This window comes from Vibrio sp. LQ2 (assembly GCF_023920125.1).
Taxonomy (GTDB): domain Bacteria; phylum Pseudomonadota; class Gammaproteobacteria; order Enterobacterales; family Vibrionaceae; genus Vibrio; species Vibrio fluvialis.
Window position 1 is genome coordinate 1396074 of the sequence record NZ_CP085308.1, and the last position, 18268, is coordinate 1414341.

At 48.7% G+C, this 18268-nt stretch carries 13 protein-coding genes; 3 read left to right on the top strand and 10 right to left on the bottom strand.

Annotated features, from left to right (window positions below):
- Positions 1 to 88: 88 nt before the first annotated feature.
- Positions 89 to 526, top strand: a complete 438-nt coding sequence (locus LGV68_RS06525) for a DUF2753 domain-containing protein (RefSeq protein WP_020327948.1) — start codon at positions 89 to 91, stop codon at positions 524 to 526.
- Positions 527 to 553: 27 nt separating this feature from the next.
- Here the strand turns inward: LGV68_RS06525 and LGV68_RS06530 are convergent, their stop codons facing one another.
- Positions 554 to 1438 (bottom strand): OmpA family protein, encoded by an 885-nt coding sequence (locus LGV68_RS06530; RefSeq protein WP_020327949.1) that lies wholly within the window; start codon positions 1436 to 1438, stop codon positions 554 to 556.
- Between the two features lie 355 nt (positions 1439 to 1793).
- On the opposite strand from LGV68_RS06530, the gene rnt reads away from it, so the two are divergent.
- Together rnt and LGV68_RS06540 are read left to right on the top strand one after the other, a co-directional pair.
- Positions 1794 to 2453, top strand: a complete 660-nt coding sequence (gene rnt / locus LGV68_RS06535) for a ribonuclease T (RefSeq protein WP_252536393.1) — start codon at positions 1794 to 1796, stop codon at positions 2451 to 2453.
- Positions 2454 to 2474: 21 nt separating this feature from the next.
- Complete coding sequence (locus tag LGV68_RS06540; RefSeq protein ID WP_020431778.1) at positions 2475 to 3800, top strand: Na+/H+ antiporter family protein; 1326 nt, start codon at positions 2475 to 2477, stop codon at positions 3798 to 3800.
- Positions 3801 to 3867: 67 nt separating this feature from the next.
- Here LGV68_RS06540 and purF read toward each other — a convergent pair whose 3' ends face one another.
- The 9 genes from purF to nagE all read right to left on the bottom strand — a co-directional run bounded on the left by purF (position 3868) and on the right by nagE (position 17947).
- Complete coding sequence (gene purF, locus LGV68_RS06545; RefSeq protein WP_020327952.1) at positions 3868 to 5382, bottom strand: amidophosphoribosyltransferase; 1515 nt, start codon at positions 5380 to 5382, stop codon at positions 3868 to 3870.
- Positions 5383 to 5416: 34 nt separating this feature from the next.
- A complete protein-coding gene (locus tag LGV68_RS06550) occupies positions 5417 to 5908 on the bottom strand; it encodes a CvpA family protein (RefSeq protein ID WP_020327953.1) in 492 nt (163 codons plus the stop codon).
- Positions 5909 to 5970: 62 nt separating this feature from the next.
- Positions 5971 to 6531, bottom strand: a complete 561-nt coding sequence (locus LGV68_RS06555) for an SPOR domain-containing protein (protein ID WP_020431781.1) — start codon at positions 6529 to 6531, stop codon at positions 5971 to 5973.
- Between the two features lie 15 nt (positions 6532 to 6546).
- Positions 6547 to 7815: a bifunctional tetrahydrofolate synthase/dihydrofolate synthase gene (folC, locus tag LGV68_RS06560; RefSeq protein WP_020327955.1), complete on the bottom strand. Its 1269-nt coding sequence runs from the start codon at positions 7813 to 7815 to the stop codon at positions 6547 to 6549.
- A 44-nt stretch (positions 7816 to 7859) separates the two neighbouring features.
- Entirely contained in the window at positions 7860 to 8786 is a 927-nt protein-coding gene (gene accD / locus LGV68_RS06565) for an acetyl-CoA carboxylase, carboxyltransferase subunit beta (RefSeq protein ID WP_252536394.1), read from the bottom strand.
- Positions 8787 to 8962: 176 nt separating this feature from the next.
- Positions 8963 to 9757, bottom strand: coding sequence for a tRNA pseudouridine(38-40) synthase TruA (gene truA / locus LGV68_RS06570; protein ID WP_020327957.1), 795 nt, complete (start codon positions 9755 to 9757; stop codon positions 8963 to 8965).
- 128 nt (positions 9758 to 9885) lie between these two features.
- Positions 9886 to 14082, bottom strand: coding sequence for a FimV/HubP family polar landmark protein (locus LGV68_RS06575; protein WP_354668706.1), 4197 nt, complete (start codon positions 14080 to 14082; stop codon positions 9886 to 9888).
- 459 nt (positions 14083 to 14541) lie between these two features.
- The gene (gene glnS / locus LGV68_RS06580; RefSeq protein ID WP_252536396.1) at positions 14542 to 16212 is read right to left on the bottom strand and encodes a glutamine--tRNA ligase; all 1671 of its coding nucleotides are present in this window, start codon (positions 16210 to 16212) and stop codon (positions 14542 to 14544) included.
- A gap of 244 nt (positions 16213 to 16456) precedes the next feature.
- A complete protein-coding gene (gene nagE / locus LGV68_RS06585) occupies positions 16457 to 17947 on the bottom strand; it encodes an N-acetylglucosamine-specific PTS transporter subunit IIBC (RefSeq protein WP_020327960.1) in 1491 nt (496 codons plus the stop codon).
- Between the last annotated feature and the right edge of the window lie 321 nt (positions 17948 to 18268).

Genomic DNA, 18268 nt, shown 5'->3' on the forward strand with positions numbered 1-18268 from the left:
TTTGTTTTAATCCCCTCAATCCTCATGGTTTACATGATAATAATTATCATTTAAATTAAACTTATTCAGGCTCATGAAGGATTGACCGATGACCATCAAAGAGTGGGAAAAACATACTTTACTGGCAGATATCGCCATGCAGCAGGCAGATCATCTGCGCAGCATTCTCCATTACCAGCAGGCGCTGACATTGAGTGACAGACTCGGTGAAGCTGAAGACATTGAGCTGGAAGATCGACTGATGATCTCGGTGATTTCGTGTCACAACATGGCCGGGTTCTGGCGAACGATTGGCGATAACCAGTACGAACTCAAATATCTGGAACTCGCATCAGAGCGGATCCTGACCTTGATTCCCCAGTGTGGTAATCCGAGTTGCGAGGCGTTTGTGGATTCTCTGGGTTGTTGTAAAAAAGCCTTGATTGAATTTATGAAACGCCACCCTAACCCCCAGTTGGCAAAGCTGGTCAAGGACATCGATTCCGCATCAAGCTGCAATTTGATTGCCAAGTTTCGTTTGAATTAGGGCTGGCTCTACAGCCCTATTTCGCGATCACACCTGCGTGCGACCAAGCGAGATCACCACGCGGCGGTTCTTATCTTTGCCGATCGGCGATGCATTGTCGGCAATCGGACGACGTTTGCCATAGCCCTGTACCTGAATGCGATCCGCAGGCAATCCGAGTGACTCAAAATATTTCTGCAGTGATTCCGCCCTTTTTTCCGACAAGCTTTGGCTCTCATTTTTGCCATCCGTTGCGTCGGTATAGGTGGCCACCAAGACCAAATCGATATCCGAGTTATAGCGAATGTATTCCGCAATTTGAGCCAGACGTTTTTGTGATGCTTTGTTCAGCTCAACACTGTCACCACGGTCGTAATGCAAGATAGTAAATGAGATGTCTTCAAAACTGTATGGCAGCAGGTTGGACACACAGTCGCTGAATGCGTTGTACTGCGGCTGAAACAGTACCGACGACAGCGCAACTTCGATGCGTTGATCACGGCTCTGCCAGTCTTGATAGCTGAATGTCGGATAGCGCCCTTTTTCCAGTTCACTTAACAACGCCCAAGCAGTCTGGCCGCCAATGTAACCGTCAAATTGTTTGAAAAACTGAATATTGGTAATGCGATCTGCGCTTTCACCTGGTCGCCAAGCCGGCGGCATAGACACTAAGCTGACATTGCGGGTATCCCCCATCGGCCGGCGCATCTTGAGTTCAAAATCGAGATTAATTTTCTTACTGGCGTGCGAGGTAAATACCGCATCGCCGTAATTCGGAATGGGGTGCACCAGCTGGCACTCGAGCGGCGTATTGATCGCCATCTGCCAACTTGACTGTTGCGGCGTTGCCACATAGCGCTTCTCCATTGCCGCAGCGGCAAATGCAGAACAAGCGCCAAAAGCAACGATACTTGTTACAACCCATTTATTCATAAGGACTTACTTCTCTTTACGCGGCCAGCGGCAATGACGAAATCTTGCCGCCGCATTCATTTCTTATCGAATAATGCAAAAACCTCGCCAACCCTTACCCTGTCTATATCTCATTGCACAAAACTTCAGCAACGCTGCCCTGTTCAACGGCCTCTTATTGGTTTGAAACCGTAATTTTATGGCCGCTTTTCTCCTTTCAATTCTATGTGGCTGCGAGCGTGACAAAAATGAATGAATCCGCTTGAATATAGCGCAACAAATGGCGAATTTAATTGCGCTTTAATCTACCTATTTGGTTTTTCTCACGGGGAGAATCTGCAATAATGCTGCCCCTATCACATAAGCTAGGGATCACATGACAGACACAAATGAAGCTCTGACTCTGAAAAAGCGCTTTCGCGGCTATTTCCCGGTCGTAATCGATGTAGAAACTGCGGGATTCAACCCACAAACTGATGCACTGCTGGAAATTTGCGCAGTGACATTAGCGATGGATGAAAACGGCAATTTACACCCTGCTTCGACGATTCACTTTCATGTCGAACCTTTCGAAGGCGCCAATATTGAAAAAGCGGCGCTGGAATTTAACGGTATTTATGATCCCTTTAGTCCGTTACGCGGTGCGGTTACCGAAGACCACGCGCTGAAAGAGATCTATAAACTGGTACGCAAGGAGCAAAAAGCTGCCGATTGCAGCCGCGCCATTATCGTGGCTCATAACGCCGCCTTTGACCATGGATTTGTCATGGCTGCCAGCGAACGTTGTAAGCTCAAACGAGTCCCGTTCCATCCTTTTGCCACTTTTGATACGGCTACGCTCAGTGGTCTGGCTTATGGTCAGACGGTACTGGCCAAAGCCTGCAAAGCAGCCGGGATGGAGTTTGACAATCGTGAAGCTCATTCTGCACTTTACGATACTCAGCAAACCGCGGAGCTGTTCTGCGGCATCGTTAACCAATGGAAAGCACTTGGCGGCTGGCCGTTGGCTGACGACAATGACCTTAATAATAAGTAAGCACAACTGACCGAGAAGTATATGAACCCTGTAGTCATTTCTGTCTGTGTCATGCTGGTTCTGGCCCTAATGCGAGTAAACGTCGTCGTTGCACTGACGTTTAGCGCCATCGTTGGCGGCCTGGTAGCTGGTATGAGTTTAAACGACACCGTTGCCGCATTTGAAAGTGGTTTGGGTGGTGGCGCGACCATCGCTCTGAGCTACGCAATGCTGGGTACTTTTGCCGTGGCCATCTCGAAATCGGGTATCACCGATCTGCTGGCTCAAAGCGTCATTAAGCGCATTCATGGCCGACATAGCATGGCAGCATCGACTGGCATGAAATACGTCGTGATCGTGGCACTGCTGCTGATGGCGATGTCTTCTCAGAACATTATTCCGGTGCACATCGCGTTCATTCCAATTCTGATCCCGCCATTGCTGGGCGTGTTTGCACGTCTGGGCATTGACCGTCGTCTGATTGCTTGTGTACTGACGTTTGGTTTGATCACGCCATACATGGTTCTACCGGTAGGTTTCGGCGGCATTTTTCTTAACAACATTTTGCTGAAAAACCTACATGATAACGGCCTGGAAAACGTTACTGCCAGCCAAGTACCGATGGCAATGCTGCTGCCGGGTCTGGGCATGGTATTCGGTCTCTTGGTTGCGATATTCTTCTCTTACCGTAAACCGCGCGTTTACAAAGAGACTGAACTAACGGTCGTGCATCAAGAAACAACGGCTATCAACAAGAAGCATATTCTAGTGGCTGGCGTCGGCATCCTAGCGGCTCTCGCAGTGCAACTGACAACAGGTTCGATGATCATCGGCGCACTGGCTGGCTTCATGGTATTTACTTTTGGTGGCGTAATTGCGTGGAAAGAAACCCACGACGTGTTTACCAAAGGTGTCCACATGATGGCCATGATCGGTTTCATCATGATCTCCGCAGCGGGTTTTGCGGCTGTAATGAAAGAGACTGGCGGCGTGGAAACTTTGGTGTCATCTCTGGCAACCAGTATCGGAGACAACAAACCGCTGGCGGCGCTGCTGATGCTGGTTGTTGGCTTGTTGGTGACCATGGGTATCGGTTCATCATTCTCGACCATTCCAATCATTGCGACCATTTACGTGCCACTGTGTCTGGCATTTGGCTTCTCGCCAATGGCAACCATCGCCCTGGTGGGTACGGCGGCGGCCTTGGGCGATGCGGGCTCTCCTGCCTCAGACTCAACACTTGGTCCAACGTCCGGTCTGAATGCGGATGGTCAACACGAGCATATTTGGGAAACCGTGGTTCCGACCTTTATTCACTACAACCTGCCGCTGATTGCGTTTGGCTGGTTGGCTGCCATGGTGCTGTAAGCGCTGAGCTGAATCACAGGTACAAAAAAGGCTTCCCGCGGGAAGCCTTTTTTATTCGCAAAGCGTATTACGCGCCTTCGTTGTGCAACTCAAGGTTTGCCAGTTCCTGTTGGATTTCACGTTGCGTTTTCGCGTCATCACTGCGCATTGACTCAAGGAAGTCCAGGTATTGCTGGTCAATATCCCCTGTCACGTACTCGCCGTTAAAGACCGAAGTTTCAAACTTAGCGATGTCCTGATTACCAGCACGTACCGCGTCAACCAAATCATCCAGAGTTTGGAAAATCAGCGCGTCAGCACCGATCTGCTTACAAATCGCTTCGTTGTCACGACCGTGCGCAATCAGCTCGTTAGCACTCGGCATGTCGATACCGTAAACGTTCGGGAAGCGAATCTCTGGCGCTGCAGATACCATGTACACTTTCTTAGCACCGGCATCACGCGCCATCTCAATGATTTGCTCAGAAGTCGTGCCACGTACGATAGAGTCATCCACCAGCAGTACGTTCTTGTCTTTAAACTCAGAACGAATGGTATTGAGCTTACGACGTACAGATTTCTTACGCTGTTGCTGACCAGGCATGATAAACGTACGGCCAACATAACGGTTTTTTACGTAGCCCTGACGGTATGGTTTATCCAGCGCCTGAGCGATTTGCAGCGCGATATCACACGAGGTTTCAGGAATCGGGATTACCACGTCGATGTCGAGCTCTGGGAAGTTGGCTTTGATGCGGTCGCCCAGTTTTTTGCCCATTTCAACGCGCGCGCTGTAAACCGAAATCTTATCGATGAACGAATCCGGACGAGCAAAGTATACAAATTCAAAAATACATGGGTTGAGAACCGGATTGTCAGCACACTGCTTAGTGAACAGTTCACCTTCAAACGTCGCATACACCGCTTCACCCGGTGCGACATCACGCATGAAATCAAAACCGACGGCATCCAGCGCTACCGATTCAGACGCGACCATATATTCCGTGCGACCATTCACTTCACGTTTACCCAGACACAGAGGACGGATACCGTGCGGGTCACGGAAAGCAATCATACCGTGGCCAATGATCATCGCAGTCACCGCATAGGCGCCGCGAATCGCACGGTGCACATTGGCAACTGCGCGGAAGACGTCTTCTGCTGTGACGTTGCCTTTCACCGTGTCGATTTCGTGCGCCAGTACGTTCAGCAGCACCTCTGAATCCGAGGTGGTGTTGACGTGGCGACGGTCTTTTTCAAACAGTTTCTGGCGAACTTCGTTGGCATTGGTGAGGTTGCCATTGTGAGCGAGGGTGATACCAAATGGCGAGTTGACGTAGAAAGGTTGAGCTTCAGAGGCACTTGAACTTCCTGCGGTTGGGTAACGAACGTGTCCGATACCGACGGAGCCCTGAAGGCGCTGCATGTGTTTCGCTTCAAAGACATCCTTCACTAAACCGTTCGCTTTACGCAGACGAAAACGATTGCTTTCTATGGTACAAATACCAGCGGCATCTTGGCCACGATGCTGCAATACCGTTAACGCGTCATAAATTGACTGGTTTACAGGCGTTGTACCCACGATTCCAACAATACCACACATGTCCTAATCCTCGATTTGCGACAATTGCTGGCGCTTATACAGCGCCAGACAGAAAACTTGATGTTGCTTGTAAGTGTTCAAAGAACGGAGCAATAATGCGGCTAAATTCCGGCACCAGCTGCGAGCCCTTCCACCACTCTGAGCTTGGGAATGCGGTGAACGCATCCATAAAAAATAAGGCCGCTGCCACAATCAGAACTCCGCGTAGTGCGCCAAAAACGACACCCAGAATTCTGTCTGTTCCTGAAAGTCCGGTCTTTTGTACTAACTGCGAAATCACGTAGTTAACGATCGCACCCACAACCAATGTTGCGACAAACAGAGCGGCAATGGCCGATCCGTTGCGAAACATTTCATCCTTAATGTTAGTAAAGTATACCGCCAGCTTGGCGTAGTATTCCGAAGCGATATAAAACGCTCCAAACCAAATCACTAAGGACAGGGCTTCTTTCGCAAAGCCGCGAACCAGACTGATCAGTGCAGACAAACCAATCACACTTAAAATGACAATATCTAACCAATTCATGAGTTCTTACATTCTAAGTTGGCGCGCATTTTAACAGAAAAATACGCGACGCAAACGTTTTCTTAAGGGTTTAGTGGTTTAAATTTGAGCAATTGACCTTTCGCGCCGGTAATTTTCTCTAATTCCAGTAACTGTTTTTCCAGCTTACTTTTGGAGACATCCGGACCAATGATCACTCGAGTAAAACCATTTTCTTGTTTGGTATGAGCCTGATAGCCGCGCTTTTGCAAATCATCGACAACGTTTTTCGCATTCTCGGCATTCTTCAGCGCCATAAGCTGAATAATCCACGCACTGTCCTGATAATCATTTTTCTCAGGCACATTACGTACCGCTGTCGCTAAAGGTTTGCTTGGCTGGGTAGCAGGCGTAGACACTGTATTACTGACTGGCGCCGTGTCTACCGCCGTGACCGGTGATTCAGGCAAGGCGACTTGATCTTCCACCGGGTCCAACACTTCAAATTTTTCCACTTCACTCTCAAGCTCAGGCTTGATCGGAATGCTGGCCATTTCTTCTTTGTAGTGCAGTTTTTTACCATCCAGCACATCCGGTAACACAATGACACCGATAGCGACAAGAATGATGGTACCAACCAAACGGCTTTGAAATTTACTCGCCATTGATACTCCCTTGGATTAAGACGGGTTGTTGTTTTGCCAATGCTCCAACACTTCACCCACAGTGTGGAAAGAGCCGGCCACGACTATGACATCGTCTGACTGTGCTTGTGTCAACGCCGCTTCAAATGCCACGACCGGATTGGCGTAACGCGTTTGCGATTCAGCCAGATACTGACACAGCTCATCGGCACTGGCCGCGCGCGGACCGCTCAATGATGCAGGGTACCATTGTTTGACAACAGGTTTTAAAATCGCAAGCGTCGACTTCACGTCTTTGTCATGCAGCATGCCAACAACCAGGTGCACGCTTTGGTCGGGGAAACGCTGCTCAAGTTGAGACACCAGATATTCAGCTGAATGTGGGTTGTGCGCCACATCCAGTAAGATGGTTGGTGCATCGCTTATTTTTTGCATGCGACCAGCCAAAGTCGCCTTCTTCAGTCCTTCGACAATGTTGACATCACTGATTTCAAGTCCTGAACATCCGAGAGCCATCAATGCGGTCGCTGCGTTTGGCAACGGCAATGTTGGCAATGGCAGATCCGTCAGTTCAAATGAGCCGCTACGCCATTCCCAGCGCGTCTCGCTCACTTTGTCATACGTAAATTGGATACCGACCTGATGGAATTCAGCGCCAATGTCATCGGCATGCGCCGCCACGGTTGCTGGTGGTTTAGGCTGACCACAGATGGCGGGTTTACCTGCACGGTAAATTCCTGCTTTCTCATAACCGATGACGTTGATGTCATCCCCCAGCCAATCCACATGGTCGATAGCCAAACTGGTAATCACTGACACATCATGGTCAACCACGTTGGTGGCATCTAAACGACCACCGAGGCCGACTTCCAGCAGCACCACATCAACGTTCTCTGTTTGGAACAAGCGCAGCGCGGCCAAGGTGCCGAATTCAAACAAGCTGAGGGTAATCTCTCCACGTTGCTGCTCAACAAACGCGAATGCCTGAGTGTGTTTTTCATCACACAGATCTTGGCCGTTGATACGCACACGCTCGTTATAGCGAATAAGGTGGGGGGAACTGTACACGCCAACCGAATAGCCTGCTTCCAGCAAAATGGCTTCCATCAAGGCGCAAGTTGAGCCTTTACCGTTGGTGCCGGCAACCGTAATGACGGTAGGAGCTGGTTTGGTAAGATTGGCTTTTTGAGCGACCGCCTGAACACGATCCAGACCGAGGTCGATGGCTGAGGTATGAATATGGGTTAAATAATCAAGCCACACCGAAAGAGGCGATGTGGCTTGAGGAATTGGGTTTTGACTCATCTAACGTAGAACCATTGTTTTGCTTGGTTTAGTTAGAGCCTACTTTACCCTTTTTTGTTCGCTTCTGGTACAGAATATGCGGCTTCATTTGGCGCATCGTTCACAGAAACTACCAGCGGAGACTCCTGACGAGTCATTTTCGCCAGCAGGCCAGCAACACGTTGACGCATTTCACGACGGTCTACGATCATGTCAATCGCGCCGTGCTCCAGCAGGAACTCACTGCGTTGGAAACCTTGTGGTAATTCTTCACGTACCGTTTGTTCGATAACACGGCGACCTGCGAAGCCGATCAGGGCTTTCGGTTCACCGATATTGATGTCGCCCAGCATCGCTAGACTGGCTGATACACCGCCCATGGTTGGGTCTGTCATCACGGAAACAAACGGCAAACGTTTTGCGGACAAACGCTCAAGCGCAGCACTGGTTTTCGCCATTTGCATCAGCGACATCAATGCTTCTTGCATACGTGCGCCACCGCTGGCAGAGAAACAAACCAGACCGCAGTTCGCTTCGATTGCAGCGTCAACCGCACGCACGAAACGCGCACCGACCACTGAACCCATTGAACCACCCATGAAAGAGAACTCAAATGCACACGCAACCACAGGAATGCTCATCAACTCGCCTTTCATTACAATCAGCGCGTCTTTTTCGCCACTGCTCTTCTGAGCTGCGGCAATACGCTCTTTATAACGTTTTGAGTCTTTGAATTTCAGTTTATCTTGCGGCTCCAGCTCGTCCGCGATTTCGTAACGGTTTGCTTCGTCCAGGAACGTTTCAAGACGACGACGCGCCTTCATACGCATGTGATGATTACATTTAGGACAAACTTCAAGATTGCGCTCTAGTTCAGCGTAATAAAGCACCTGTTCACAAGATGTACATTTGGTCCAAACCCCTTCTGGGATAGACGCTTTACGTGAACTTCCGATGTTGCTTTTTTCTAAAATCTTTTCAAGCCAGCTCATGCAAGACCTTTTACTCTCTCATCTACCGCTGTATTGCGACAGATTCTAATTCGACATTAACGCGTGTGGATTAAAGCATAGAAAATGCCAACTGTGGACAAAAAACTGGTTGTACCTATTTCTTGTACGGGCATCCCACGCACAATATTGTTCATATTTGAACCAATTACTGCCAATTAGTTCAAATTCTCAGGTAAGAATAGCGGACCGAGCGGCGCTTTGGGCAAATCAAACACCTCAGGATAGTCCACATCGACCAGATATAAGCCTTCCGCCTTGGCTGTCGCCCCCGCGAGTCTGCGGTCTTTGGCTTCCAGCAGCCACTGAATCCACTCGGGCTCCTGCTCACCACGACCAACGGCAATCAAACTGCCGGTAATATTACGCACCATATGGTGGACAAACGCATTCGCTTTAATATCAATCACGATGTAGCGTTCGTGGCGAGTTACATTTAAGTGCATTATGTTACGCCAAGGACTGCGTGACTGACAATGCACGGCTCTAAATGACGTGAAGTCATTCTCACCCAGCAAGAATTGTCCTGCACGATGCATGCGTTCAACATCCAATTCACCGTGATAATGGCTAACACCGGAAGACATAATGCCTGGTCGGAACATATGATTGTAGATCACATAGCGATAACGACGCGCCGTCGCGCTGAATCGGGCATGAAAGTCGTCCGGGACTTCTTTGGCCCAACGCACAGCAATGTTTTTCGGTAAATTAGCGTTGGCCCCCATCGTCCAGGCCACCATTTTACGCGTCGCAGTCGTATCAAAATGAACCACCTGACCCGTACCATGTACTCCGGCGTCAGTTCTGCCTGCACACTGTACTTCGACAGGATGATTAGCGATGACCGTCAGTGCCTTTTCCAGCTCTTCCTGGACGCTTTTTACTTCGCGTTGGCGCTGCCAGCCATAGTATTGAGTTCCATCGTACTCGATACCCAAAGCGATTCTCATGTTCTCTTCTCTCAAACAAACTAGGGCGTTGAAAATGGGGCGGGCAGTATAAACCCTATCGCGTAGAATATCTAATAGGCAAAAAAAGAGGTAACTCAGCTACCTCTTTTCATTCAATGTTGATAGACCTATGCTCGACCGTTAATGACATCAATCAAACGCTTAGCTTGCTGACGAATATCGTCACTGCCATCCACGATAGCCTCTTCCAGCAGTTTGACGGCTCCTTTTTCATCGTTCATTTCCATGTAGATTTTAGCTAGATCCAGCTTGCCTGCCGCCTCTGAATTGCTGTCCACATCAACATCCGAAATTTCACCAATCACATCCGGGAACTCATTCAAACCAACGTCCAGCTTGAGTTCCTCATCATCTGGATTAAAAGCAGTCTCTTCGCGTTCAACCTGAGCCATCAGTTCATCAATAGTCATGAAATGCTTCTCTTGCGGGTCGAAATCGGCGAGATCTTCTTGCGTTGCCCAGTTTTCTGTTGCCACTTCTGGCTGCTGGTTTTGAATATCTGATTGCCAAACAGCACGCTCTTCTTCTGGAACTTCATCCGGAATGGTGGCTTGCTGATCGGGGGTTAGACTAAATCCATTCCAGTCTTCGCCGCCCATTTGCAACATCGCATCAATGTCCATTCCTGCACTGTCGATGGTTTGTGCATCAATTGGCTGATCAAATGAGAAGCCTTCACTCTCTTCATTATCATCAAGCAGTGAATTGAGTGAATGCTCATCAAACTCCTGATGCGCCATCGCCTCAAAGTCAATTCCAGCCTCTGCTTCAGGCACTGAACGCTCAGGATCAGTATCAGAAGAAGCAATTGAATCTGCCAGTGCATCTTCTTCGCTGTATTCCGGTAACTCTAAGTCATCGAATTCAAGCTCATCTTCTGCCTGAACGTTGGCAAAGTCTGCAGCAAGGCCTTCTTCTTTAACTTCAGGCTCGCCCGACAACTCCGGCTGCGCCATCGCATCGGCCAGCGCATCTTCTTCGCTGTATTCCGGTAACTCTAAGTCATCGAATTCAAGCTCATCTTCTGCCTGAACGTTGGCAAAGTCTGCAGCCAGGCCTTCTTCTTTAACTTCAGGCTCGTCCGACAACTCAGGCTGCGCCATCGCATCCGCCAGCGCATCTTCTTCGCTGTATTCCGGTAGCTCCAAGTCGTCGAATTCAAACTCATCTTCTGCCTGAGCGTTGGCGAAGTCTGCTGCCAGGCCTTCTTCTTTAACCTCAGGCTCACCCGACAACTCCGGCTGCGCAATCGCATCCGCCAGCGCATCTTCTTCGCTGTATTCCGGTAGCTCCAAGTCGTCGAATTCAAACTCATCTTCTGCCTGAGCGTCGGCAAAGTCTGCCACAAGGCCTTCTTCTTCAACTTCAGACTCACCCGATAACTCCGGCTGCACCATCTCATCGGCCAGCGCATCTTCTTCGCTGTATTCCGGTAGCTCCAAGTCGTCGAATTCAGACTCATCTTCTGCCTGAACATCGGCCAATTCTGCGGCGAGATCTTGTTCTTTAACTTCAGGCTCACCCGACAACTCCGGGTGCGCAATCGCATCCGCCAGCGCATCTTCTTCGCTGTATTCCGGTAGCTCTAAGTCGTCGAATTCAAACTCATCTTCTGCCTGGGCGTCAGCAAATTCGGCCGCGAGATCTTCTTCTTTAACTTCAGGCTCACCCGATAACTCCGGCTTCGCAACCGCATCCGCCAGCGCATCTTCTTCGCTGTATTCCGGTAGATCCAAGTCGTCGAATTCAAACTCATCTTCTGCCTGAGCGCCGGCAAAGTCTGCAGCAAGGCCTTCTTCTTTAACTTCAGGCTCACCCGACAACTCGGGCTGCGCCATCGCATCTGCCAGTGCATCTTCTTCGCTGTATTCCGGTAGCTCCAAGTCGTCTAATTCAAACTCATCGTCTGCCTGAGCATCGGCAAATTCGGCCGCGAGATTTTCTTCTTTAACCTCTGCTTCAGGCTCACCCGACAACTCCGGCTGCGCGATCGCTTCCGCCAGCGCATCTTCTTCGCTGTCTTCCGCTAGCTCTAATTCATCGAAATCAAACGATTCATCATCCAATTCTGCCGCGAAAAAATCGCGCTCAACATCGTTGTCATCTGATGCCGAAGTGGTCTCTGAAACATTGTCGCGAACACTCTCAACGATCTCGGTGTTTTCTGCTCCATCCAGTTCTGCCATGAAGTCGGCCGAAGATAGCGGTTGGCTATCCTCCACTATTTCACTGGTTGATTCTGACTCTTCATCCAACAGCCAGTCATCATCTTGTGGGACACCAAACTCGTTCGCGATAGGTTCAGGCACCGTCACTGCTGTTGGCGTTTCTTCTGGCTGCATCGCTGCCCCAGAATCAGTACCTTCAATTTCAGGATTGAAATCGAAGGCCTCATCTTCAAACGATGATTCCTCGTCATCATCGAGATTGAACTCTTCGAGCAACGGATCATGTTCTGGAACAGAACTCAGCAAATCATCTTTGAAGTTGTCACTGTTAAACTCTGCAGTTGGTTCCTGAGCCAGCTGTTCAATTTCCAACAACTCTTCAAAAAACTCCGTACCGTCATCTAAAACAGGCTCTTCGACCGATTCAGAAGCCACATTTTCAGTTTTAACTGGTTGCTCTTCTTTCTCCACCCATTCATCGAGCAGGGTTGGGCTGTTGTGGTCAAACTCCTCGCTTGGTTCCGGCGCAGACTCATCCAGCAATTCGTTCAATAATTTGTCGCTGGCAACATCAAAGTCTTCATCCAGCTCGAGTGTGTCCAAGCCGTCTTCGTCAGCGATGAGTTCATCAAGCAGATCCGTGCTGTCACTATCGAGAGTAACATCTTCATCAATTAGCTCGTCCAGCAACGCCGTCTCTTCAAAGTTATCGGCTTCAGCTTCCAGCGTATCCAAATCTGCTTGCGATTCGATGCTGTTAAACAGGCTCTCCAGATCCTCATCCGAGGTCATTTTCACATCGGTCTGAGTGAGCTCACGTTCAATCGGATCAGACATCAGCTCGTCAAGGTTGTCATCCAGCAACGTATCAAAATCGAGGTCGTCGGCAGTGTCGTCTTCTTGATCGAATCCACTCAGCAGCTCATCCAACATCGATTGATCAATCGCATCTGACTCCAGATCTTCCACTTCACCATCATTTGCGAGCAGAGATTCGATTTCAGCCTGCGACATGTCACCGTCATCAGACAGATCAAAGGCCGCTTCATCATCGTCATCATTCGCATTGTGCGTCGCTTCATCCAGCGCACGCTCCATCTCTTCCAGACCGAGCGCTTTCTCTTCGCTGTTGACGCTGATACCGCTGTTGCTGCCAAACTCAGTATCCAGATCGCCATCATCGTCAATACCAGCGAATGGGTCTTGTCCATCCTCGCCTTCGAGATTGAAATCAAGATCACTCTCATCCAGGTCTGCGAAGATATCGTCTTCATCTTTACTGTCGACTTCGTCACTGAACAGTTTTTCACTGTCGTCAGTATCACCAAACAAATCATCGTCAAGCAGCAGTTCATCATCCAAACCATCAATTTCGGGTTCACCGACAGTGACAGGTGCAATAGCAGCTTCCGGAGTTGCAGTTTGAGCAGGTTGCAGCGTAGGTTCCGTTGATGAAGACTTCGAGCGACGACTCAGCAACATCAGCACCAGTAAACCAATTAACAAACCCGGGATCAGCGCTAACAAGCCAACCATCCAACCATTGGACAACAGTTGGTCGAGCGCAGATGGCGCGAGTTTTTGTGCTTCATCGCGCTTGACGCGCTCTTCCTGCAGCAATTTCTCGACTTCAGAACGGATGCGGTTCTCATCGCCGAGTTCCTGTTTCAGGTTGTCGACTTCAGATTGCATCTGCGCCACCATCAGGCGCAGTTTGTGATTTTTCTCTTCCAGAGCAACCAACTCGGTATCTGAAGCTGCAATCTGTTTTTCTACCTTCTCGACTTCAGGCTTCACTGTATCAACCATTGCAGGCACAGTGACGGTTTCAGCAACCTTGGCTGTGGCCTGCTGAGTTTTCGCTTCCACTACAGGTTGAGGCTTTGCGATTGGAGCAGGTTGAATCGCGGGCTTAACGTCTCCCTGATTGAGGCGCGCTTGATGCGCTGCCATAATATTGATCGCCTCTTGCGTTGTCGCACTATTCACTTGAGCCAGAGAAGGCACTCGGAGTGTGCTGCCCGGGATCAGGCTATGAATATTTTGATTTTCAAACGCTTGAGGGTTGAGACGATAGATAGCCAGCAATGTTTGCTGAACCGTTACCGCCGCAGAAGGCTTTAGACGAGTGGCAATCGACCATAAGGTGTCTTGCTCGGTTGTCGGACCAAAAAATGTTGAAGGCTCGCTATTTGCAGAGGATGCAGCGTTACGCACAATCTCACTGCTGAATTGCGGAGAAGATTGTACCTCACCGCTCGGGCCGATAAGGCGAATGCCTTCTGCACTTACGATAGAAGTCTGAGTGACGGCAGCCACTGCCAAAGGCAACAGCAATCGCTGGAAAAATTGACGCATAAAAGGCTCAGCTGAATGCTTTAACTAAAGGAATACAATGATCTGTTAAATATATCGGATCAGCTAGGCAAAACTATAGGCTGTAAGGCAAAAAATGTGTCTCGACCACAATAATCGCAGGAATCTCACACAAATTTTGTGCTCGGGGCAGGTCTCCGCTCACGTGTGAGGTGATTATTGATAAAAATAAAGCCAGCGTTGTGCTGGCTTTATTTCAATGATCACAGTGCAAAACGCTTACTCAGTGTCGATTTTAGCCCAAGTATCGCGCAGGCCAACGGTGCGGTTAAATACCAACGCATCTGCTTTAGAATCTTTGGCATCGGCACAGAAGTAACCCATACGTTCAAACTGATAACCGAACTCAGCTTCAGCAGAAATAAGACTTGGCTCAATGAAACCGTTCAGTTTCACCAGTGATTCTGGGTTGATTGTCGCGGCAAAGTTATCTGCTGCGCCCGGGTTTGGCACGGTGAACAGACGGTCATAAAGACGGAATTCCGCAGATACGCCTTTATCTGCTGAAACCCAGTGAATAACACCTTTTACCTTACGGCCATCTGCAGGATTTTTACCCAGAGTATCTGCATCGTAGGTACAATAGATGGTCGTGATGTTACCTTGCTCGTCTTTCTCAACGCGCTCAGCTTTGATCACGTATGCACCACGCAGGCGAACTTCTTTACCCAGAACCAGACGTTTGTATTTTTTGTTGCCTTCTTCACGGAAGTCTTCACGTTCAATCCATACTTCACGAGTAAACGGTACTTCACGCTCACCCATTTCTGGTTTGTTCGGGTGGTTTGCAATATGCAGCATTTCAACAGAGTCTGCAGCAAAGTTCTCAATCACAATCTTAACTGGATCCAGAACCGCCATCGCGCGCGGGGCGTTTTCGTTCAGATCGTCGCGAATGCACGATTCCAGCACACCAAATTCAATCAGGTTATCCTGCTTGGTCACGCCGATACGTTTACAAAACTCACGGATAGAGGCTGGAGTGAAACCGCGACGACGCAGACCTGAAATGGTTGGCATGCGTGGGTCGTCCCAGCCTTCCACCAATTTTTCAGTCACCAGTTGGTTCAGCTTACGCTTAGACATAACCGTATATTCGAGATTCAGGCGGCTGAATTCGTACTGACGTGGGTGGCAATCAATCGTAATGTTGTCCAGAACCCAATCGTACAGACGGCGGTTGTCTTGGAACTCAAGTGTACACAGTGAATGTGTAATGCCTTCCAACGCATCAGAGATACAGTGAGTAAAGTCATACATCGGGTAGATGCACCACTTGTCACCTGTCTGGTGGTGTTCCGCAAAGCGAACACGATACAACACAGGATCACGCAGCACGATGAATGAGGACGCCATATCAATTTTCGCACGCAGACACGCTTGGCCTTCAGCGAAACCACCATCACGCATTTTTTCAAACAGCGCGAGGTTTTCTTCCACACTACGATCACGATATGGGCTGTGTTTACCTGGCTCTGTTAATGTGCCACGGTATTCGCGGATCTGCTCAGGACTTAGCTCTTCAACGTACGCTAAACCTTTTTGGATCAGTTCCACCGCATATTCATAAAGCTTGTCGAAGTAATCCGATGAATAACAAACATCGCCAGACCATTCAAAGCCTAACCAGTTCACATCTTTCTTAATCGACTCAACGTATTCGAGATCTTCTTTTTCTGGGTTTGTGTCGTCAAAACGTAAATTACACTGACCCTGATAGTCCTGAGCAATACCAAAGTTCAAACAGATCGACTTCGCGTGTCCGATATGCAGATAACCGTTTGGTTCTGGCGGGAAACGAGTATGCACGCTAGTGTGTTTACCATCCGCTAAATCTTTATCAATGATTTGGCGAATGAAGTTCGATGGACGAGCCTCAGCTTCACTCATCTATAGCACCTCAAAGTTTATTTAGTATTGTCAGAAAAATTTTTCTGCATTTAAAAGCTTCAAAAGCCCGGCAGAGCAGAAATTATTGCCGCTAATGATCCACAATTCTGAACGAATTCACAATAAAAACTGCCGTTTTCTTATGATTATTTCTGGAGTCCGGCGGTTATATCGCCAATCAAATCAAACGAAAAAGCCTTCGCACGAGGCGAAGGCTTCAATTATGGCTAGAGTCTGAAAAGGCTTATGCCTGTTTTGCGTCAGTTAAGTGCTCTTCTGGTTGAATCGCTTTCATCTGACCAGCAACGATTTCAGCCAGTGGACCAAGAATAACTTGGAGGTTGTTAGAACCCAGTTTCACCACGCCCATTGCGCCCAGAGCCTTCAGCTCTTTCTCGTCGATGATAGACATATCTTTGACTGTCAGACGCAGACGAGTGATACACGCATCAATGTTAGATAGGTTTTCGTGACCACCCAGAACTTTCAGGTACTGTTTCGCCAGTTCTGAAGTCTCTGTTGAACCTTTAGAAACTGCAACAGTTTCATCTTCATCTTCACGACCTGGAGTTTTCAGACCGAATTTCACGATAACGGTGCGGAATACCACGTAGTAAAGGGTGAAGAATACCAAGCCTTGAACAATCAGCATGTACCAGTTCACAGCCAGTGGGTTACGAGAAGACAGAACCATATCCACCAGACCCGCAGAGAAGCCGAAGCCTGCAATCCAGTGCATTGATGCCGCGATAAACACTGAGATACCAGTTAGCAGCGCGTGCAGTACGTACAGCAGTGGAGCCAGGAACATGAACGAGAATTCTAGAGGTTCAGTTACACCAGTGAAGAATGAGGCAAATGCTGCGGCGATCATGATACCTGCGACTTTCTCTTTGTTCTTCGCTGTAGAGGTGTGGTAAATCGCCAGCGCAGCGCCAGGCAGACCAAACATCATGATAGGGAAGAAACCAGCTTGGTACATACCCGTTACACCAGGGACAGCCGTGCCTTCAGCAATAGATTTCGCGCCGCCTAGGAAGTTAGGGATATCATTAATACCAGCAACGTCAAACCAGAATACTGAGTTCAAAGCGTGGTGTAGACCTACAGGGATAAGTAAGCGGTTGAAGAAAGCGTAAATACCTGCGCCCGTCGCACCCATGCCTTGGATTGATTCACCGAAATGCACCAGACCGCCGTAAATTGCTGGCCAGATGTACATCAAAACAAAAGACAGGACGATACCAACAAAGGAGGTCAAAATTGGGACCAAACGTTTACCAGAGAAGAACGCCAGAGCTTTGTGCAGTTCTACTGAAGAGTAACGGTTGTAGATTTCAGCTGAGATGATACCGACGAGGATACCCACAAACTGGTTTTGAATTTTGCTAAACGCTGCTGGCACTGTCGCAGGGTCAATGCCCTGAATTTGAGCAACTGCACCTGGCGAAAGCAGAGTGGTTACAACGTACATACAAACCAGACCAGCCAGAGCTGCTGCACCGTCTTTGTCTTTCGACATACCGTACGCAACACCTACCGCAAACAGCCATGACATGTTGTCGATGATTGCAGCACCAGCTTTGATTAGGAACCCTGCTAGTGCGGAGTTTGCACCCCAACCGTTCGGGTCAATCCAGTAGCCGACACCCATAAGAATGGCTGCGGCTGGTAAAGTAGCAACAGGCACCATCAGGGCCTTACCTACTTTTTGAAAATATCCAAGAATATTCACCTTAAGTTCCCCCTATAGGATTTTGGTATATTTGGACCGGGCGACTTATTTTAGTCGCTCAATTTAGTCATAGTCAGTGTATGACATTAATTTTGCTCCGCAAATTAAAACCTTATCAATTGTGATCATAATCACCAGAAATGGTCAAAATTCGACTATTTTGCTAGCGAGATCATAAAACTTATTTTACAATATAAAAAAACATAAAAATAACGATACTATCTCGTGGTTTGTTACGCTAACGACGAGGATATTAGGCTATACTTAGCGGCAACACTGAGTGTGACCATGACTTACAAAGTCCTTGAGTAGTAACGCTGT